This is a genomic window from Rhizobium sp. 32-5/1 (assembly GCF_029537235.1).
Classification (GTDB): Bacteria; Pseudomonadota; Alphaproteobacteria; order Rhizobiales; family Rhizobiaceae; genus Pararhizobium.
Window position 1 is genome coordinate 2,860,947 of sequence record NZ_CP120638.1, and the last position, 20,753, is coordinate 2,881,699.

13 protein-coding genes and 3 pseudogenes are annotated in these 20,753 nt (G+C 58.5%); 9 read left to right on the plus strand and 7 right to left on the minus strand.

Annotated features, from left to right (window positions below; translation table 11 throughout):
* Positions 1–182 precede the first annotated feature (182 nt).
* The 9 genes and pseudogenes from P6U16_RS14480 to P6U16_RS14520 all read left to right on the plus strand — a co-directional run bounded on the left by P6U16_RS14480 (position 183) and on the right by P6U16_RS14520 (position 11,326).
* Positions 183–1,943, plus strand: coding sequence for an acetate/propionate family kinase (locus P6U16_RS14480; RefSeq protein WP_277701144.1), 1,761 nt, complete (start codon positions 183–185; stop codon positions 1,941–1,943).
* Positions 1,944–2,482: 539 nt separating this feature from the next.
* Positions 2,483–3,922, plus strand: a complete 1,440-nt coding sequence (locus P6U16_RS14485) for an ATPase domain-containing protein (protein WP_277701145.1) — start codon at positions 2,483–2,485, stop codon at positions 3,920–3,922.
* Positions 3,919–4,959, plus strand: coding sequence for a sensor histidine kinase (locus P6U16_RS14490; protein WP_277701146.1), 1,041 nt, complete (start codon positions 3,919–3,921; stop codon positions 4,957–4,959). The genes P6U16_RS14485 and P6U16_RS14490 overlap by 4 nt, the downstream gene beginning before the upstream one ends.
* An 85-nt stretch (positions 4,960–5,044) precedes the next feature.
* A complete protein-coding gene (locus tag P6U16_RS14495) occupies positions 5,045–5,482 on the plus strand; it encodes a response regulator (protein WP_349017652.1) in 438 nt (145 codons plus the stop codon).
* Positions 5,483–5,644: 162 nt separating this feature from the next.
* Positions 5,645–6,565, plus strand: coding sequence for an ArsR family transcriptional regulator (locus tag P6U16_RS14500; RefSeq protein WP_277701147.1), 921 nt, complete (start codon positions 5,645–5,647; stop codon positions 6,563–6,565).
* 106 nt (positions 6,566–6,671) lie between these two features.
* Complete coding sequence (locus P6U16_RS14505) at positions 6,672–8,180, plus strand: alpha-N-arabinofuranosidase (RefSeq protein ID WP_277701148.1); 1,509 nt, start codon at positions 6,672–6,674, stop codon at positions 8,178–8,180.
* A 58-nt stretch (positions 8,181–8,238) separates the two neighbouring features.
* The gene (locus P6U16_RS14510; RefSeq protein WP_277701149.1) at positions 8,239–9,513 is read left to right on the plus strand and encodes an extracellular solute-binding protein; all 1,275 of its coding nucleotides are present in this window, start codon (positions 8,239–8,241) and stop codon (positions 9,511–9,513) included.
* A 90-nt stretch (positions 9,514–9,603) separates the two neighbouring features.
* Positions 9,604–10,487: pseudogene (locus tag P6U16_RS14515) on the plus strand (sugar ABC transporter permease).
* On the plus strand, positions 10,484–11,326 hold the full coding sequence (locus P6U16_RS14520) for a carbohydrate ABC transporter permease (protein WP_277701150.1): 843 nt from the start codon (positions 10,484–10,486) through the stop codon (positions 11,324–11,326). Before P6U16_RS14515 ends, P6U16_RS14520 begins: the two are co-directional and overlap by 4 nt.
* A 45-nt stretch (positions 11,327–11,371) precedes the next feature.
* Here P6U16_RS14520 and ugpC read toward each other — a convergent pair.
* The 7 genes and pseudogenes from ugpC to P6U16_RS14555 all read right to left on the minus strand — a co-directional run bounded on the left by ugpC (position 11,372) and on the right by P6U16_RS14555 (position 20,588).
* Positions 11,372–12,445 (minus strand): annotated as a pseudogene (gene ugpC, locus P6U16_RS14525) (sn-glycerol-3-phosphate ABC transporter ATP-binding protein UgpC).
* Between the two features lie 301 nt (positions 12,446–12,746).
* Positions 12,747–13,835 carry a PHB depolymerase family esterase gene (locus P6U16_RS14530; protein ID WP_277701151.1) on the minus strand — a complete coding sequence of 363 codons (1,089 nt, stop codon included), beginning with the start codon at positions 13,833–13,835 and terminating at the stop codon, positions 12,747–12,749.
* Between the two features lie 532 nt (positions 13,836–14,367).
* Entirely contained in the window at positions 14,368–16,122 is a 1,755-nt protein-coding gene (locus P6U16_RS14535; protein WP_277701152.1) for a biotin carboxylase N-terminal domain-containing protein, read from the minus strand.
* A gap of 38 nt (positions 16,123–16,160) precedes the next feature.
* Positions 16,161–17,762 (minus strand): 5-oxoprolinase/urea amidolyase family protein, encoded by a 1,602-nt coding sequence (locus P6U16_RS14540; protein WP_277701153.1) that lies wholly within the window; start codon positions 17,760–17,762, stop codon positions 16,161–16,163.
* Between the two features lie 7 nt (positions 17,763–17,769).
* A pseudogene (locus P6U16_RS14545) lies at positions 17,770–18,575 on the minus strand (putative hydro-lyase).
* A 22-nt stretch (positions 18,576–18,597) separates the two neighbouring features.
* On the minus strand, positions 18,598–19,362 hold the full coding sequence (locus P6U16_RS14550; RefSeq protein ID WP_277701154.1) for a 5-oxoprolinase subunit PxpA: 765 nt from the start codon (positions 19,360–19,362) through the stop codon (positions 18,598–18,600).
* An 11-nt stretch (positions 19,363–19,373) separates the two neighbouring features.
* Positions 19,374–20,588: an NRAMP family divalent metal transporter gene (locus tag P6U16_RS14555; RefSeq protein ID WP_277701155.1), complete on the minus strand. Its 1,215-nt coding sequence runs from the start codon at positions 20,586–20,588 to the stop codon at positions 19,374–19,376.
* Positions 20,589–20,753 lie beyond the last annotated feature (165 nt).

Here is a 20,753-nt window from a genome sequence, read left to right on the forward strand (position 1 = left end):
TTCCCGAGTCCGGTCGGAAGGCACGGCGGGTGCGAAAGCGATACCGCCCGGCGGTACACGATCGAAAAACGCGCGGTTGTGACCATATCAGATGATGGCTTCGACCAGCCCTTAACTGCTTCGGCAACTGGTTTGAAAGGCATATTGTGAAAATACTTGTGTTGAACTGCGGCAGTTCCAGCTTGAAGCTCGGCGTTTTCGAGATCGCAGAAAAGGCGACCGAGATATTCAAGGCGACCTACGAGAAATTTGAGGTCGGGAGCTGTTCCTACAAAATCACCAGGGACGGTCTGGCAGAAACTGGAGAAACGCCATTTGGCGACATTGCCGCTGTTCTGGCTGCCCTTCCGCAAATTCTCGATAGCCACGGCGTAACCAAGCTGGAAGCGGTCGGTCACCGGATTGTGCACGGTGGCGAGAAATTCCAAACCACAGTGGTTCTTGATGAAACAGTCATTACAGAGCTCGAGGCGCTGACGCCGTTGGCGCCGCTCCACAATCCCGCAAATCTGCTTGCTGTGGGCATTGCGAGGCGAGTCTGGCCTGATATTCCTCAGGTCGCGGTCTTCGACACCGCATTCCATGCGACCAATCCGCCGCGCGCAACGACTTACGCCGTGCCCAAGGCCTGGCGTGATGCCGGTCTGCGACGCTTCGGGTTTCATGGCACCTCACACAAATATGTGGCTCTGCGCGCTGCGGAAGAGATTGGCGAACCGCTGCGTGATCTGCAGATCGTCAGCGTGCATCTTGGCAATGGCGCCAGTGTCTGCGCGGTCAACCGTGGAGAAAGTATAGACACCTCGATGGGCATGACACCGCTTGAGGGATTGGTCATGGGAACGCGCTCCGGCGATGTTGATCCGGGCCTGTTTGGCTTCCTGGCGCGGCAACTGGGCCTGTCCATAAAGGAGATAGAGGACGCTCTCTATTCAAAGAGCGGGCTTCTGGGACTGACGGGCTCATCCGACATGCGTGATGTTGAAGATCGGGCCGGTAAAGGTGACACCGAAGCCCAGCTTGCGATAGAATTGTTCGCCTATCGTGCCCGGAAATATATCGGCGCCTATGCGGCGGCGATGGGTGGCCTCGATGCTGTCGTTTTTACCGGAGGCATTGGCGAGAACTCTCCGTCCATGCGTCGGCGCATCTGCGATGGGCTGGAGTTCATGGGTCTTCGGCTCGACCACGACCGTAACCAATCTGTCGACCTCGCCAATCGCGCCGCCCCGCAGATCCAGGCCTACGGTGGCAAAGTGCGGGTCATCGTCACCGAGACAGCCGAACAATTGATGATCGCCCAGGAAACAGCAGGCGCATTGGTGCTAACGGCAATCGTGCCCGAGCCTATCCCCGTCGCGGTCTCGGCTCGTCATGTTCACCTTTCCCGAGTAGCGGTCGAGACGTTGTTTGGGGCCGGATATCAATTGACGCCTGCGGTTCCTTTGCGCCAGCCCGGACAATGGGCCGCGAGCGAGCGCATCACGCTGGAGGGACCAAAAGGTCGCCTGGAGCGTGTCGCCATCCTTGGTCCCGAGCGTTTGCGGACGCAGATCGAAATTTCGAGAACGGATGGATTTGCGCTCGGCGTCGACGCCCCCGTTCGCGACAGCGGCAAACTGGATGGCACGCCAACGGTGCGCCTGATCGGGCCGGCCGGTAGCTTCAACACCGACGGACTGATCGTGGCCGCCCGGCACATTCATACCAACCCGGATGATGCTCGACGCCTGGGCCTTGTGGATGGCATGCTCGTGGACGTTCACATCGGTGACGAAGAGCGCGGGCTGGTGTTTGGCAAGACGCTCATTCGTATCAGCGCCAATGCCGTAACCGAGATGCATATCGATACAGACGAGGCAAATGCTGCCGATATCCGCGTCAATGGTGAAGGATCACTCGTTCCTAATCTTCGCGCCATCGCGGTGACCAACAGAGACTAGCGGATCTATTTCAGGCATCTACGCCTTGCAGATGCGACAGGCGCGGGTGCTTGCGACCATCCTCATGTCCTTTTTGACCAATGGTCGTGTTGCGCAGCCCCCGGCTGGACCGGTCCCAAAGAAGTCGATGGCCTGAAGACTGAAGGGTTCTGGCGGTTGCATCAGGCGCCCTGGCAAGGACCGCAAAAGATCCGGAGCATCTGAAGCTGTTGGAGCAAGGGGTGCGAAGCAGCCGACTCGAAGAGCTGTTATTGTCATTCCAAAATCTTGGTTCTTGCTGCCACTGGCCGCGATTGTTCTGAGCGACTGGGCGTCACGGCATGTTTCAAATCCTACAGTTGTCACCGATCCGATTTCGGCTCAGGAAGCGTGGTGAGAGACAATTTCTACGACCGGATGATGCCCCACTTCACGTCAAGAGCCGCATTGCATTTGATTGATATTTTTTGGCAAAGCCCAATATACCAGCCAGGCATCTTTCAACGACGATGCGCAGGTTCTCTTGAGAGACGCGACAACAAATTTTTGAAAGAATAGCAATGGCAAAACGAAAAAGCACGGTCGTCAGCACGGGGATTATGGGACTGAACGAGATCCTGCGCGGCGGCCTGCCAGCCTCCAATCTTTATATGCTGCAGGGAGCGCCGGGATCCGGCAAGACAACAGCGGCGCTGCAATTCCTTCGGGCAGGGGTGGAGGCTGGAGAAAGCTGTATATATGTCACGCTATCTCAGACAGCTGCGGAGCTTGAAGCGATCGCTGTTTCGCACGGTTGGTCCTTGGACGGCATTCGCGTCGAAGAGCTCACGACTTCCGGTACAGTCAGCGAAGCCGACGACCAGAGTATATTCCTGACAGCCGACCTTCGGCTGGATGAGACCCGAAAAGCTATTGAGGCTGCGATCGAACAACACAAGCCGCGTCGCCTGGTCTATGATTCCCTCCTGGAGATACGCCTGATCACTGGGGATTCGCCCCGATTCCGACGCGAATTGATCGGCTTCAAGTCCTTCCTTGCCCAGCGCAATGTGGTGGCACTTTTGCTCGACACCCAGATTGCCAGCTACGACCGCAGCGGCGAGGAGGTCGAAGGACTGGCCCATGGGGTCATTCGCTTCGATAAAGCCTTGGAAGAGTATGGTGGCGTCCGTCGCCGGGTGGAAGTGTCTAAGATGCGCGGTGTACCGATCGCAGATGGTTATCATGACATGGCCATCCGAGAAGGAGAGGGCGTGGTCGTATTTCCTCGGATCATGCCGAATATGGCGTCGGAAAACACCAAGGCGGAACTGATCAAGTCCGGCGTTGCAGCGCTTGATGATATGTTTGGCGGCGGCCAGGAGGCTGGCACGACAACGCTGGTGATCGGACAATCTGGCACCGGCAAATCGACGATGTCATCGCTCTATGCAACGGCGGCGCTCGAACGCGGCGAAAGCGTCGCGCTATTTCTATTCGAAGAGCGACTGGAGACATTCTTCCGCCGCTCCGAAGGCTTGGGCATGCAATTGCGGCAGTTCCACAAGGATGGCAAGCTGATCTTGCGGGACTTCAATCCAAACGAAATTTCGCCAGGTGAATTTGGCCAGATCGTCCAGGACGCAGTCACGCATAACAAGGTTCGCGTGGTCGTCATCGACAGTCTAACCGGCTATCTGAACTCGCTGCCGCATCGGGAAAAGGCTGTCCGGGATATCCAGTCGCTTCTGAAATTCCTTGCCCGTTCCGGCGTGCTGACCATGCTGATCGTCGCCCAGCATGGCCTTATCGGCCAGAATGTCAGCATCGACGTTGATGTCAGCTTCCTCGGGGATACTGTGCTCCTCTTGCGGATCATGGAACATGAAGGCCGCCTGCGCCGCAACATTACCGTCGTGAAGAAGCGTCACGGTCCGCATGACCTGAATATCCAGGAACTGCTCATTGAAAGTGGCAGCGTGAGTGTTGTCTCCTACAATCCTCTTCCTGATCCAAAATGAAAGAGGCGTCCACCGAAAGCGAGCTGGACTGGGTGCTCGTCCTTGCTCCTTTTCGCAAGGATGCGGACTATATTGCGGCGTTTCTGCGAGAGCAGAAAATTGCCGTTAAATACAGGACCGCTGACGAGGATCTCAGCCACCACCTGTCTCACTCGCCAGGCGTCATTGTTATTACCCATGAGGCTTTAAGCCCACCCGTTGTCTCCAAGATTGGTGGGCATCTCGCGACACAGCCCGATTGGTCGGAGGTGCCGATTCTGGTCTTGCTGGAGAGATCCGCCCCCTTTGCCCGTATTCGCAGCCAGCTCGAACGGTCATGGCCGGGCGCGCGATTGCTGTTTCATATGCGGCCCATCGCGCAGTTGGAATTGGTCAATAGCATTCAGACAAACCTGCTGGTGCGTTTGCGCCAGAAACAGGTGCGTGATGCGTTTGAGCGAGAAGTGGAGCTACGGCTGGAGCTCAATCACCGCATCAAGAATATTCTCGCCAGTGTGACGTCGATCTTTCAGATGACACGACGCGGCGCTTCGACCATTGAGGGCTTGGCGATAGACTTTACCGGGCGGCTGCATGCGCTGGCCAATGTACACACTGCCGTTTTTGAGGCAGGTGGAGAGGGCGTGGTGTTGTCCTCCGTCGTCGATCTGACTGTATCGCCGTACAATAGCGTTGGATTGAGCCGCATCGACGTTCATGGGCCCCCTGTCGAAGTCAGTCGCAATTCCGCGACGACGATTGTGCTGTGCCTCCACGAATTAATCACCAACGCCATAAAATATGGTGCGCTCTCTGTGGATAGCGGAAGGGTCGACATTGTCTGGACGATCTCCAAAGACCTGACGCCGATATTCGCCTTGAGTTGGGCCGAGCGAGGCGGTCCTGAGGTCGTTGAGCCGACACGGCAGGGTTATGGTACGCGATATGTACGTTCTGCACTCGCATCCCTGTTCGGATCAAAGCCCGATATTGTGTTTGATTCTAAAGGGTTCCGTTGCAGCGTTACCGGCCCCCTTAGCCAATTGCGTTTGAACTGAAACAAAAAGCTCCACGGTAAAAAATCTTGGTAGCCTTCTCGTAAATTATTGAAAACAAACAAAATTTCTTTTGGATCAATTCCGCATGCAGCGCGTTAACGATCGATTGCATGTCAAGAGGCACTATGAGCGTTACGATGGAGCGACGGTAATGGGCTGCAACGGCATAACGGTTCTGGTGGTCGAAGATGAGGTGCTTATTCGCATAGACATCGCTCAGACGCTTGAAGACGAAGGTTTCACCGTGTTTGAAGCCTCGGACGCTGAAGAGGCGATTGACATCCTGAGCAAGCATTCCGAAATCAATCTGATGTTCACGGATATCGATATGCCCGGCAGTATCGACGGGTTGAAGCTTGCAACGGCCGTTCGCGACAGGTGGCCGCCCATCAGCATCATCGTAACGTCCGGCCACCGGCAGATGAGCGACGATACGTTGCCCATCACGGGGCGGTTCTTCGCTAAGCCCTATGATGCCGCGCGCGTTATTCGCACGATGAGGGATATGGTCGCCTCAGCCTGAAGACCCTGGCGGAAAGCGCTCTGCTTATCGCACAATTTTCGTATAATTCCCACTTTCTACCGACAGACATCATTGTCTGTGCCCGATTTTGTGGCCAAGCCTGCGATTGCTTCTTTGCCCGAATTGCTGATACTTATGAGCAATTATTGGTATGGTTGGAAGATGACTGGAAAAGTTCTCGTAATTGATCCCTTGGAGCGGCAGGACATCATCAAGGGACTGGCCAGCGAGGTTCGAGTCTCTATTTTGAAGATTCTTCGCTCAGGTGCCAAGAACGTCAATACGATCGCCCATGAACTGAACCTGCCGCAGTCCACTGTGTCGGCGAACCTTCAGATCCTGGAGGATGTCGGTCTTATTACCTCCCATGGCGAGAAGGCAAAAAAGGGTAGCCAGAAGGTTTGCCAGTCCGCGTTCAAGGAAATTCTCGTCGCATTTCGCGAGGACGTTGCGGCAGCCAGGGACGATTCTATCGAGGTCTCGATGCCACTGGGGCTTTACGGCCAGTTCGATATTATGGGGCCGTGCGGCCTCTGTTCCCGCGAAGGCGTCATCGGCCTGCTCGACGTGCCGGATACCTTTTTGGATCCCGACCGAATGAAGGCAGGCCTGTTGTGGTTTACATGCGGCTTCGTCGAATACCAGTTCCCAAACAATACACTTCTCAGGAAAGCGAAGCCCAAGGCTCTCGAATTCTCCATGGAACTTAGTTCAGAAGTGCCCGGCACCGCCGCAGACTGGCCTTCTGACATCTTCATGGAGGTCAACGGGGTGGAAATAGGCCGTTGGACCTCTCCAGGGGACTTCGGTGACAAGCGCGGCGCCTATACGCCCGCCTGGTGGAAACTCGCAGGATCGCAATACGGCAAGCTGAAGAACTGGCGCATCAACCACGAGGGCAGCTACATCGACGGCGTCAAGATCTCCAATATCACTCTGGACGACCTCGCGATCGACAAGCATCGGTCGATCCGAATGCGGATCGGCGTGAAGGAGAATGCCGAGCATCCGGGTGGCATCAACATCTTTGGTCGCGGCTTCGGGAATTACGACCAGGATATCGTCCTGCGCATTCTGGTGTGACGAGCCTGCGATACCCTCTTGACGAACGCGACTCCTCGGAGCTTATTATACCGTATAGACGGATACAAACCGGATAATACGATATAAATAGTCGATGGGGAGGAGCATGGAGGCTCGGGTAACAGCGCACGCGCGCTATATAATCGCGGATATTGACAAACGGCTGTACGGATCCTTCCTCGAACATCTTGGAAGAGCGGTCTACACCGGCATTTACGAACCGGGCCATTCGACTGCCGATGAAAACGGTATGCGTCGCGACGTGCTGGACCTGGTTCGCGGGCTCGACACGCCGGTCTGCCGTTATCCCGGAGGCAATTTCGTCTCTGCCTATAACTGGGAAGACGGCATCGGCCCAAAGAACGAGCGTCCCACCCGTCTTGATCTCGCCTGGCGAACGGCCGAGTCCAATCAGGTCGGCATCCACGAATTTGCGGATTGGGCGAAGGCTGCGGGCACGGATATGATGCTTGCCGTTAATCTCGGGTCCCGTGGTTTGGATGATGCCCGGAATTTCGTCGAATATGTCAATCATCCAGGTGGAAGCTACTGGTCCGACCTTCGCCGCAAGAACGGTCAGGCAGATCCCTGGAACGTCAAGCTCTGGTGCCTCGGCAATGAAATGGACGGCCCCTGGCAGGTCGGTCACAAAACGGCGGTCGAGTATGGCCATCTGGCGAACGAAACCGCCAAGGCGCTGCGCGCTTTCGACGAAAGTCTCGAGCTTGTGGTCTGTGGCTCGTCACATTCCGAAATGCCCACCTATCCCCAATGGGAAGCGACGGTGCTGGAAGAAACCTACGATCAGGTCGACTACATCTCGCTGCATATGTATTTTGAAAACTACGAGAAGAAGACCTCGGAATTTTTGGCGTTGCCCGAAAAGCTCGACCGCTATATCGGCACGGTCGGGGGCGTCATCGGCTATGTAAAGGCAAAGAAGCGCTCGAAGAAGGACGTTCGTATTTCCTTTGATGAGTGGAACGTATGGTACCACGAGCGCCGCAGCGATGCGAAACGCATGAAGGAGTGGGATTGGCCGCATGCTCCGGTTTTGCTGGAGGACGTCTATAATTTTGAAGACGTGCTTCAGGTCGGCTGCATCCTCAATACATTTATCCGCCGGGCGGATGTCGTGCGCATCGCCTGCATAGCCCAGTTGGTCAATGTTATCGCACCGATCATGACGGAACCGGGTGGTGCCGCCTGGCGCCAGACAATCTACTACCCCTTTCAGTTTGCTTCGAACCATGGACGCGGCACTGCACTGCGCCTTGATGTCGATTGCGCCCACTACGATGCCGATATCGCCGCTGATGTCTCGTATCTAGACATCGCAGGGGTACATGACGGGGATGCCGGCACCCTCACCTTCTTTGCGATCAACCGCCATGGTGAGGAGCCCATGACGATCAATCTCTCCGTCGAAGGTTTCGGCAAGGCACGTGGCGTCGAGCACACGCTCATCAAACACGACAATCTTGAAGCCCGCAACACCAAGGAAGCGCCGGCTACTGTCGCTCCCGCAAAGGTTGACGGCGCCAGGATCTCGGAAAAGGGCGTTGAAGTCACCGTACCTCCATATTCCTACTCAATGATCAGGATCACACTTTGATTTGAAAATGAAAACATGTGAGCGGCGGGAGGCCGTGAACAAAAGGGAGGAGAATAAGATGTCGAGATTACGGAACTTTGCAAAGTGCATGCTACTGGCAACAGGGCTTTTCGCGTCGGCGGCCCAGGCGCAAGAAACTGTCGCCTGGTGGGATTTCCTGAGTGGCGGTGATGGTGTCCGCATGAAGCAGATGATCACCGATTTCAATGCTGCCCATGAAGGCAAGATCAAGATCGACGCGACGACGCTGGAATGGGGCACGCCCTTCTACTCGAAGGTGCAAACCTCCGCTTCTGTCGGCGAGGCGCCGGATATCATGACCTACCACGCAAGCCGCATTCCACTCGCGGTCAAGCAGGGCATTCTTCAGGAAATTACCGCCGATGATTGGTCCAAGATGGGCCTTTCGAAGGATGATTATGCCGATGCCACCTGGAGCGCTGTGTCCGTGGATGACAAGCAATATGCAGTGCCCTTCGATACCCACCCGATTGTCCTCTACTATAACAAGGATGCGCTCGCCAAAGCTGGTCTGCTGACAGAGGATGGCAAGCCGAAAGGACTCGACAGTCGTGAGAACTTCGAGGCTACACTGAAGGGACTGAAGGCCGCAGGCGTGAAGTACCCGCTTGGCTCAGTGACGGCCGATGGCAACTTCATGTTCCGGACCATCTACTCCTTCATGGGCCAGCAGGATGGGGAGCTTCTGACCGACGGCGAGTTCCTCGCCGGTAACAACGGCGAAAAGCTGCAGAACGTGCTTGCTCTCCTCCAGGGATGGACCAAGGACGGATTGCAATCCACCTATACCGATTACCCTGCGACGGTCGCGCTGTTTACCTCCGGTGAAGCGGCCATGATGATCAACGGTGTCTGGGAGGTGCCGACCATGGTCGATCTTCAGAAGCAGGGTAAACTGTTCGAGTGGGGCGCCGTCGAACTGCCGGTCCTCTTCAACCATGCCTCGACCTATGCGGACAGCCATGCTTTTGCCATTCCTGCCAACAAGGGCAAGGAGATGACCGCCGAGAAAAGGGCGGCTGTGCTTGAAGTCATTTCTTGGCTTTCCAAGAACTCGCTCCATTGGGCCAGTGCCGGTCACATTCCTGCCTATGGTCCGGTGACGGCTTCGGCGGAATATAAGGCAATGGAGCCGAATGCGACATATTCCCCGCTGACGGCCAATATGATCTTCGATCCCAAGACGCCACTTGCCGGCGTTGCCGGGCCGATCTTCGACGTCATGTCTACCTACTTCGTTCCAACACTCAACAACGAGATGGAGCCGGCCAAAGCCGTCGAGGAGATCAAGGCGGAACTGAACGATCTGTAATCCTCCCACGCATGGCCGCAGCAAAGTGCTGCGGCCATGCGTGCCGCGCCATCGGGCCGCGTTATCGGAATGACGGGAGATTGCGACGCCATGCTCAGGAACAAACGAAGTGAGACCTGGATCGCCGCTGCGCTGGTGGCGCCCTTCTTGGCGATCTACGGTCTCGTTTTCATCTATCCGACGATCAAGCTCTTCATGATTAGCTTTACCGATGCGCCGCTGATCGGCAGCGGCGCCTATGTCGGCTTTGAAAACTATACGCGTCTGTGGGGCGAACGACGCTTCAATGTCGCACTGTGGAACACCGCCTATTTTGTCATCCTGACAGTCGTGCCAGGTACGTTCGCGGCTTTCGCCATTGCGCTCGGTATTAACCGCCTTGCCGGCCGACTGCAGACGTTCGTGCTGGCGCTGTTCTTCCTGCCCTACATCCTGCCCGTGTCGGTCGTTTACCTGGTCTGGGACTGGACGCTCAATTTTCAGTTCGGAATCGCGATGCATATCTTTGACATGCTGGGTATGAACCGGGTGCCGGTGTTCAAGTCAACGACCTGGTTCATGCCCGCCGTCGCCTTCATCACGATCTGGTGGACCGCAGGCTTCTCCATCCTTCTCTTTCTTGCGGGCCTGCGAGCGATTCCGGCCGAAATCTATGAGGCAGCTGCGCTCGACAATGCGCGGCGCTGGGCCACTTTCCGCCGGATCACTTGGCCATTGATGTGGCCGGTCACGGCTCTCGTATTGACTATCCAGTTGATCCTGCAACTGAAAATCTTCGATCAGGTCTACCTTTTTCAACAGGTGGACGACCCAACGATAACCTTGTTCTCGTTTACTACGTCTTCCAGCGTGCATTTCAATCCGACCAGGGCGGCCGCGCGGCGGCGGCGGCAGTCGTGCTATTTCTGATCGTCATTGTCGTTTCGGTGATCAACTTTCAGCTCACACGGCTTTCAAAAGGAGGTGCGCGATGACTCCAGCCACGGCCCAGCGGCTCAATATGGCCGGCCTTGCCATCACGCTCACCACGGTCCTGTTTGCAGTGCTCTGGGCATTTCCCCTTTACTGGGGCGTGGTCTCTTCGTTGAAGCCGGAAGACGAAGTGGTCCGTCCTTATATCGAGTTGTGGCCGGATACATTCACGATCTCTCACTATGTCTTCGCCCTGACGCAGACGCAGATCGGTACATGGTATCTAAACTCGATCGCAACCGCACTGGCGATTACTGTACTCACCGTCTCCTCTTCGCTGCTGTGCGGCTACGCGATCTCGCAACTCGAATTCCGATTCCGGCGACCGCTCTGGTGGCTGATCCTGGCGAGCTTCATGGTCCCGATGCAAACCATGATCGTCAACCATTTCGAACTCGTCGCTAGTCTCGGGTTACTCAACACCTGGGCTGGTATAGTGCTGCCGCAACTGATCCATCCGGTCATCATTATCGTCTACAAGCAATTCTTCGACGGGGTTCCGAAAGACTTTCGCGAAGCTGCCGTAATGGACAATGCCTCGGAATGGCGCATTCTCACGCGGGTTTACATGCCGATGAACTGGGGAGTGACCACGGCGCTCGCGATCGTCACCTTTATTTGGTCCTGGAATGCCTTCCTCTGGCCGTTCTTGGCTGTGACGCAGACCGACATGATGACGATCACTGTTGGCATTACGCAGGTCAACGACGCCTTCGGGGTCTACTATGCCCGTCAGCTTTCCGCAGCCGTGCTCGCCGGCTTGCCGGTCGCCATCGCCTATCTCGTGTTCCAACGACGCGTAACCGAAGCCATTACATTGTCTGCCGGTATCAAGGGATGAGGTAGAGGAGGGGATTGCGGCAGATCCCTCCTTGGCTTTAGCCCTTCACTGCATGTGATGGGCCTTCCCGTCCCGATCGAAAAGATGGACGGCACTTGTGTCGAAAGCAATGAACACGGTTTCGCCAGGCTGGACTGCGCAGCGTCCGCCATCCTGGGCGATCACCTCAGTGCCATCGTTCAAGGTGCAGTAGAGCAGCGTACGATCACCGAGCCGCTCGACCACCCCGACCTTGGCCGGACTGCCCTGCGCGCTGGCGTCTTCACCTTCCAAGACCCGCACGGCTTCCGGCCTGATCCCGAGCTCATAGCGACCTGGGGCGGACAGCGACGGGGCGACTTGTAATTCGGCCCCGTCTCCCAGCCGCAACTGTCCTCCGGGCAGAAGCTCCACGGGCAGAAAATTCATCGCCGGACTGCCGACGAAGCCCGCGACAAAACGGGAAGCTGGTTTGAGGTAAACCTCCATCGGCGTGCCGATCTGTTCTATCCGGCAGTTGTTGAGGACGACGATCCTGTCGGCGAGTGTCATAGCCTCGGTCTGGTCGTGGGTGACGTAAATCATCGTCGACTTCATACGCTGATGAAGCTGCGCCAGCTCGACGCGGGTGCGCACCCTTAGCGCCGCATCAAGATTGGAAAGGGGTTCATCAAAAGAAACGCCTTGGGGTCTTTGACAATGGCCCGGCCGATCGCAACGCGCTGCCGCTGCCCACCCGAAAGTTGGGCAGGGCGTCGTGCAAGAAGCTCGTCCATCTCCAGCATCCTTGCCGCTTCGGCAACGCGCAAGTCGATGTCCTTTTCCGGCATGCCGACATTTCGCAAACCGAAAGCCATGTTCTCCTTGACTGTCATGTGCGGATAAAGAGCGTAGTTCTGGAAGACCATAGCCACACCGCGCTGGCCCGGTGCAAGCGTTTCACTGCGCACCCCCGATACTCAGTGCGCCGCTGGTGATTGCCTCCAGCCCTGCAATCATCCGTAACAGGGTCGATTTGCCAGAACCCGAGGGACCAAGAAAGACCATGAACTCCCCTGACCTGACGGTCAGCGATATGTCCTCGATGACTTTGACGCTGCCAAAGTATTTGGAAACATTCTCAAGTTTGATCTCTGCCATGCATACCTCCCAGACTTTTAAACCATTCTTTCTGGTATGTACCGGAAGTCAAGATACCATCGCGGCTTGGTGTGGGGCGAGTGGTTCCACCGCCGCGTCGTGCGGGCGTATCGGTATCGCCACTCTGGGCTGGTCGCCTTGCCGCCGAGGTGACGGGAAGCGAATGAATTGCCAACGCTGTCCATAGGGTGAAGGCCCGCAGGAAATCTGCGGCGCGGTCGATCCGGTCGATGGTTGAAGGGGTCCGTGAACGGCACCGCCCACTTTCGGAGCGACAGGTGATTGCGCACCAATTCTGACCTCATTTCTTAAGGCCTGCCGCCCTCAAGGCGTTGTCGATTGTCTGCTGGATGCTTCCATAGTTCTGCGTCGCGGACGCAGGCTGAACACTTGCGGACGACTGGTTCTGAGCGCCGAGATTCGGATCAACGCGTTTTTCGAAAGAGGCGATGAGGCCCCAGGAGCGGGCAATATGTTGGGTGGAGGAAAGGCGGACATCCAGCATATAGGGGCCCGCGCTGCCATAGCCGGACGCGACGTCGATCGGCGTGCCGTGACCCATGCCTGCGATTTCTACAAGTTCGATGGCGTCGCGGCCATGCACATCGGTCCAGACCTTGCGTTTATGGCCGTCGATCCATGTCGTTTCAGGCGCGTTTTGCACCTCGTGTACACCGCGCCATTGCTCGGTGATCGCCAGTGCATTCGCTGGTACAACAGTTTGATCCTTCATGCCTTGCCAGACGGAAATGGTCGGCCAAGGTCCACGGTGCGCGGACGCAGACCGAAGAGCAGCTTGGAGACTATCCGTTCCAGGTAGGCCATGCCCGCGCATGCGATCAAATGCCTCGGGAATTGTCCCTGCCGTTCCGTAGGGAAGCCCCGCAATAATGGCGCCCCCTGCAAACACTTCCGGATAAGCTGCAAGCATGACATTGCTCATCGCTCCACCCGCAGAGAGCCCGGTGATAAAGACGCGGGCGGGGTCGATGTCGTGGCGTGACATAACCGTCTGAATCGCCTGTAGAATGGAGAGGGCTTCTCCGTGATCTCGCTTGATGTCGCCGGGTTGGAACCAATTGAAGCAAGTATTTGCATTGTTGCTCCGCGTCTGCTGTGGAAACAGCACGGCAAAACCATAGTCATCCGCAAGGCGCCCCCAACCGGAGCCGAACGCATAGCCTGCAGCTGTCTGTGTGCATCCATGCAGGACCACGACCAGGGACGATCGAGGCGCAAGTCCCTCTGGTAGGTGTAGTTTCGCCTCAAGATCACCGGGATTGGACCCGAACGAAGTCAGGTTAACCAGCCTGTCTTCCCCGGAAAATGATAGTCCTTTGACTGTGTGCAGTTTGCTCAGCCGTTGGATCGTGTCGGAAATGGATCGCATGATGCCTCCTAGCCAGATGCGAGCGGAAAGTGCTCGAGACCCAATGCGCGGCCTGCCATAAGGTTGCTGCGTTGCACAAATATAAAGGGCTCGGTCATGAACGCGAGGAATGCTGTCTTATACGTCGCAGCTGATGACCGGAACTTGATTTATCGTAGTTGAGTTTCACGTCTCAACAGGAACATCTTAACGCGACGTCTATGAAACCAGCAGCAGGTAACTCGTCCGCCTGTCCTCGGCGATGATCGGCAAGGGGATGGAGCCGGCTTTGCCCAAGCCAACGGAGCGCAGAAAACCATCCTCCAGTTTCCAACGCGGCCGGCTGTAAGGTGGCGCCGAATCTACTGTCCGGTGCGGGAGCACCATCGAGGATTCTGCACAACAAGATCTGTTTTGAAGAACCCCGAGCATAAACAGCCGCCTCCAATTCGGAGACAGTTAGTTCCATTTCAGCAGGCGGCAAGGATGGCCCATGCTTGACGGGGGCGATTGCATTCCGATTATCGTGACTCTGCCTGTTTTTTCTGGTTCGTTAAACAGCACCGCCTGCGCCAGCCTCTGGCTCGAAGCGGGCAATCTCTGCCCCGGCCTCCAGGTAGCTGCCGGCGTCCGCCTTGAAGCGGATCTTGCCGGCGCGCGCCGCGATGACCTGGGTTTCCATCTTCATTGCCTCCATGACGGCAATCAGGTCACCGGCGGCGACATCTGCCCCGTTCTCGACCTTGAAGGCCTGCAGTGTGCCGGAGATGGGTGCCGTGATGCTGGCTGAATCATCGGTCTTTGTTGCCGACGCCGGAGGAGTTGTGCTGGACGAGAGACCGCCCAGACCGGCGAGCAGGGCTGCAGGAATGCCGAGCGCATGGCGCTTGCCGTCGATCTCGACATGGGTGCGGATCAGGGACGTGTCGGACACAGGCTCCGGGCGGGCCTCTGCCTCAAGCCGGTCGGCGAAATCGGTCTCGATCCAGCGCGTATGCACCTTGAAACCGTCCTCGCCGGTGAAGTCGCGGCTTTCCATCGCAGCACGATGGAAGGGAAGGACAGTCGCTATGCCCTCGATCTTGAATTCGCGCAGAGCGCGGCGGGCGCGGCTCAAGGCCTGTTCGCGGGTGGCGCCGGTGACGATCAGCTTCGCCATCAGGGAATCGAAAGTGCCCGGCACGGTCGAGCCGGAAACGACGCCGCTGTCGAGTCGGATACCGGGGCCGGACGGTGCATCGAAGCGCGTGATCGTGCCCGGCGTCGGCAGGAAGCCGCGGCCGGGGTCTTCGGCATTGATACGGAACTCGATCGAATGCCCGCGTGGCGGGGGTGTCTCTGTGATGCGCAGCGGCAGGCCATCGGCAATGCGGAACTGCTCGATGACGAGATCGATGCCGGTTGTCTCTTCGGTCACGGGATGTTCGACCTGCAGGCGCGTGTTGACCTCAAGGAAGGAGATCGTGCCATCGACGCCAAGCAGGAATTCGACCGTGCCGGCGCCGGAATAGCCCGCCGCGGCACAGATCTCGCTTGGCGGCATCGTGGATTTCATGGCGTTGAGCGTCGGTAAGGAAGGGGCTGGGGCCTCCTCGACAAGTTTCTGATTGCGCCGCTGCAGCGAGCAGTCGCGGGTGCCTACGACGAGCACATTGCCGTGTTTGTCGGCAATCACCTGCGCCTCGATGTGGCGCGGGCGATCGAGGAAGCGCTCAAGGAAACATTCACCGCGGCCGAAGGCAGCCTTGGCCTCGCGCACGGCGGATTCGTAAAGTTCGGCGATTTCCTCCATTTTCCAGGCGACCTTGAGGCCGCGGCCCCCGCCGCCATGAGCGGCCTTGATGGCAACGGGCAGGCCATGTTTTTCGGCGAAAGCGATGACTTCTTCCGCTGTCTCGACCGGACCGTCGCTGCCGGCAACCAGCGGCGCACCGACGCTTTTGGCAATCCGCCTGGCCTCTACCTTGTCGCCGAGTGCTTCGATGACATGCGGATCGGGGCCGATCCAGATGAGCCCGGCGTCCTGCACGGCACGGGCGAATTCCGCCCGTTCGGAGAGGAAGCCATAGCCGGGATGGACAGCGTCCGCGCCGGAGCGTTTGGCGACGGCAATCAGCTTGTCGATGTCGAGATAGGTTTCCGCCGGACGGCTGCCATCCAGCCCATAAGCTTCGTCGGCGAGCTTGACGAAGACCGCATCCATATCCGGATCGGCATAAACCGCGACCGATTGCAGGCCATGGTCGCGACAGGCGCGGATGATGCGGACGGCGATTTCGCCGCGGTTGGCGATCAGCACTTTTTTCATGGATGTCTCCTCAACTGGTCTTTTCCGGGGCCGCGGTCTCAAGCCTTCGCGGGCTGGATATCGGCAAAGGTCGTCACGGGCCTGAACTGTATCTGGGCATTGACCGGGATCTGCCCGGCGAGATCGAGATGATATTCGGCGACAGTGCCGATGACGGGATAGCCGCCAGTCAGCGGATGGTCGGCGAGGAAGAGAACTGGCTGGCCGCTATGGGGCACCTGGATGGCGCCGGTCGCGGTGCCCTCGCTCGGCAATTCCGCCTTGTCCCTGCGCTCCAGCGCGACCTCGCCGGAAAGGCGGATGCCGACGCGGTTCGACTGCGGTGTGACCTGCCAGACCTGTGATGACAGCGTGGCGATGCCGGTTTCGCTGAACCAGTCGCTGCGCGGTCCCATGACCACGTCGAGCGTAACGATCTCTCCGGCCGCAGGATGTTCGAAAGCGGGCTCTTCGGTCAGCGAAACTGATGATAGTCCCGTCCGGTCTTTCTGAACGGTCAGGACGGCACCCGTCACAACCGGGTCCGGCCCGACAACTGCGAGGGTATCCGTCGAGGCGCTGCCGAGCACGGGCTTCACATGGAAACCGCCGCGAACGGCGAGATAGCTGCGCATGCCGCGCGGTGCCTGCGAAAGCGTCACCACATCGCCGGGTTCAAGCGAGATCGGCCTGTAGGTTTCGCCGTTGGTCGTCCGGCCTGACGTATCGCGGATTGAAATGGGGCAGGGGGCTCCGGTGAGCGCAATGACCGTGCGTCCGGAGGCTTCAAACGAGAAACCGCCGAGGATGATTTCGAGGCAGGGCCTGCCGATCGGGTTGCCGACGATACGATTGGCGGCTTTGTACGCGCCCTGATCGAGCGCGCCTGAGGAGGAGACGCCCTGGCCGGTCTGGCCGAAGCGGCCGAGGTCCTGGAACAAGGCCGGTACGGGGGCTGCGAGGATTTTCAGCGTCAGGGCATCGGCATCAACGACGCTCGATGCGATCACCGGCGCTTTTGCCGTCGCTGGTAATGCTGTGACCGAGCGTTTGGCAAGATCATAGAACCGCACCTGATAGCCGGGCTGGAAGAGCGCCGGCGGATCACGCGAGAGATCCCACATCTTCTCCGGCGTCGTGCCGATGATCTGCCAGCCGCCGGGGCTGTTTTGCGGATAGACGCCTGAGAAAGCACCGGCAAGGGCAACAGAGCCGGCGGGGATTTTTGTACGCGGGCTCTGGCGGCGGGGCACCTGGAGGGCCGGGTCGCCACCGACGAGATAGCCGAAGCCGGGCGCAAAGCCGCAAAAGGCAACCGTGAAGGTGCTTCCGGTGTGGCGGCGGATAACGTCTTCGACCGAAAGGCCGGTGAGTTCTGCAACGTCGGCAAGATCCTCGCCGTTGTACTGTACGGGGATCTCGACGATCTGGTCGGAGGGCGCGATGCGGGCCGTCAGATCGCGGGTAGAGATTTCGCCTGCAAGCCTTTCCGGCGTCCATTTCTCGGCCTGGAAGCGGATCATCAGCGTCCGGGCGGCGGGGACCATGTCCACGATGCCCTCCACCGGGTCGGCTTCGAGCGAGGCAAAGAGCGCCAGCGTCTCGTCGAGATCGGCGAGTTCGACCAGAAGAACAGTGAGGCTGATGGGGAGGAAACGCATGGGAACCTCAGGCGTGATAGGCGGAATCGGGAATATCGGTGACGAACATGTGCCCCGGTGCATGGGTGATGGCAAAGGGCACACCCGATGCCATGACGGCCGCCTGCGGGGTAACGCCACAGGCCCAGAAGACAGGAACTTCCCCGGTTCGATGCGCACGGGATCGCCGAACTCCGGCTTGGCAAGATCCGTGATACCAATCTCCTCCGGTGATCCCACATGCACAGGCGCACCATGAACGGCAGGGAACCGGCCTGAGATGGTTGCGGCATCCGCAACGCGGGATGCTTTGATCGGCCGCATGGAGACCACCATGTTGCCATGCAGCCGGCCCGCCGGGCGGCAGGGCTGGTTGGTCAGATACATCGGCACGTTGGACTTGTCGGTGATGTGGCGGACTTCGATGCCGGCCTCGATCATCGGGGTCTCGAAGGTGAAGCTGCAGCCGATCAGGAAGCTGACGAGGTCGGGATGCTCGGCCCAGGCGGCGCTGGCATCCGGCGTTTCCTCGACAAGCTTGCCATCCCGCCAGATGCGGTAAAGCGGCAGATCCGTGCGCAGGTCAGCTCCGGGCGCCAGCACGGTCGAATGCGAGCCCGGATCGGAGACGTCGAGAACCGGGCAGGCTTTCGGATTGCGCTGCGCATAAAGCAGGAAATCGAAGGCCCAGTCGCGTGGCAGCACGATCATGTTGGCCTGTGTGAAGCCCGGCGCAATCCCTGATGTCGGCTCGACGATGCTGGCACGGTAGCGCTCGCGCGCCGTGCGTGCAGGCTCGATATCGACGAGGCGAAGATGGTCTATGGCGATCATGGCGTCCTCCTTGATCTTGCATTTACCGGGACAGGAAAGAGCGGACGGTAATACCGTCAGCTTCGAAGGCCCTTCTGATCTCCTGGGCTATGGCAACAGCGCCGGGACTGTCGCCATGGACGCAGATCGAATGCGCATCAATCCGGATGGTCGAGCCGTCTATGGCTTGTAGCGTGCCCTCGCGGGCAAGCTGCAGCATGCGTTTGGCGATCAGCTGCGTATCGTGCAGAACGGCACCGGGTTCCCGCCGCGAGACAAGCTGGCCATCCGGCATGTAGGCTCGGTCGGCAAAGGCTTCGGCGACGACGTTCAATCCAGACTTGCGCGCGAGATCCAGGATCGGCGCGCCAGCGAGACCCATGAGCACCAGCGACGGATCGATCGCTTTGATGCCGTCGATGACGGCTTGGCCCTGCTTCGGATCGTGGGCGATGCGGTTGTAGAGGGCGCCGTGCGGCTTGACATAGCCGACGGTGACGCCGGCTGCGGCCGCAACGCCTTTCAGCGCGCCGATCTGGTAGATGACGTCGGCGATCAGTTCCGCTGATGTGACGTCCATGTCGCGCCGGCCGAAGCCGACGCGATCCGGGTAAGACACGTGCGCCCCGATCGAAACGTCTTTCTCGGCAGCAGCCCTGACGGTTTTCAGGATGCCGACAGGGTCGCCGGCATGGAAGCCGCAGGCGACATTGGCGCTGGAGACGACGGCAAGCATCGCCGCGTCGTCGCCCATGGGCCAGGCACCATAGCTTTCCCCGAGATCGCTGTTCAGATCGATGGCGGTCATGTCGTTTCTCCTTAGGCAGCCGAAAGCAGGGCGAAGATCGGGCCGATCGACTTATAGCCCATGTACCAGGTGAGTGCGCAGGTGATCACCCCAAGCACCAGCAGCCAGCGCGGATAACGATAGCCGCCCATCAGGTCCGAGCGTGCCCAGGCCGCATAGATGAAGATCGACAGGCCGATCGGCAGGATCAGGCCGTTGAGGCCGCCGACGAAGACGAGCATCTGGGCCGGAGGCGTGGTGATGATCACGTAGAAGAACAGCGAAACGGCGATGAAGATCACGGTCGCTATGTTGCGGGCACGTTCGGTAATATCCTTCTTGAACACGGTGATGAAGGACACCGAGGTATAGGCAGCGCCAATCACGGAGGTGATCGCGGCAAACCAGAGAACCGCGCCAAAGATGCGGAAGCCGACATCACCGGCTGCGGCCTGGAAGGCCTGGGCCGCCGGGTTTGCGCCCTTACCGGAGACGTCGATGACGACGCCGCTGGCGACCACACCGAGGATGGCAAGGAAAAGCACGTAGCGCATCAGGCCGGTGACCGCGATCCCGGTCAGGGCCGCACGGTTGACGGCGCCGAGGTTCTCGATGCCGACGGTGCCCTTGTCGAGCAGGCGGTGCGCACCGGAATAGGTGATGTAGCCGCCGACCGTGCCGCCGACGATGGTGGTAATGGTGGCAAAGTCTATCGTGCTTGGCAGGAAGGTCTGGAAGAGCGCATCGCCGACCGGAGGAGCCGAAACGATCGCGACATAAAGCGTCAGGACAATCATCAGTACACCGGCGATGACGATGAGCCGGTCAATGGCGACTCCGGCGCGCTTCGACATGAAGATTGCGATGGCGATCAGCGCGCTGATTGCGCCGCCCCATTTCGGGTCGACACCGAGCATGGCGTTCAGACCGAGGCCCGAGCCGCCGATATTGCCGACATTGAAGAACAGGCCGCCGACGATGACGAGAATGGCCAGAACATAGCCGGTGCCAGGAATGGCAGCGTTGGCGATATCAGATGCGCGCATCTTCGTCAGCGTGACGATCCGCCAGATGTTCAACTGAACGACAAAGTCGATCAGGATCGAGGCAAGGATCGCAAAGGCAAAGGCGGCACCGAGCTTGGTGGTGAAGGTCGCCGTCTGGGTGATGAAGCCCGGGCCGATGGCCGAAGTCGCCATCAGGAAAATGGCGGCTGTCAGCGCGGCGCGGCGTGACTTGACGGACATGCCGCCAGGGGAGTGCTGCCTTGGGAGTTCGAATTCTGTTCCATGTTACCCTCTCTTTTGATCGCTTTGCCATTCGCAACGTCGTGCGAACTGACCGTCGATAAAGGCAGCGTCCTACTGTTTCACAATTCTGTCAATATTGTTCAACGATTTTATTCTTTCGTT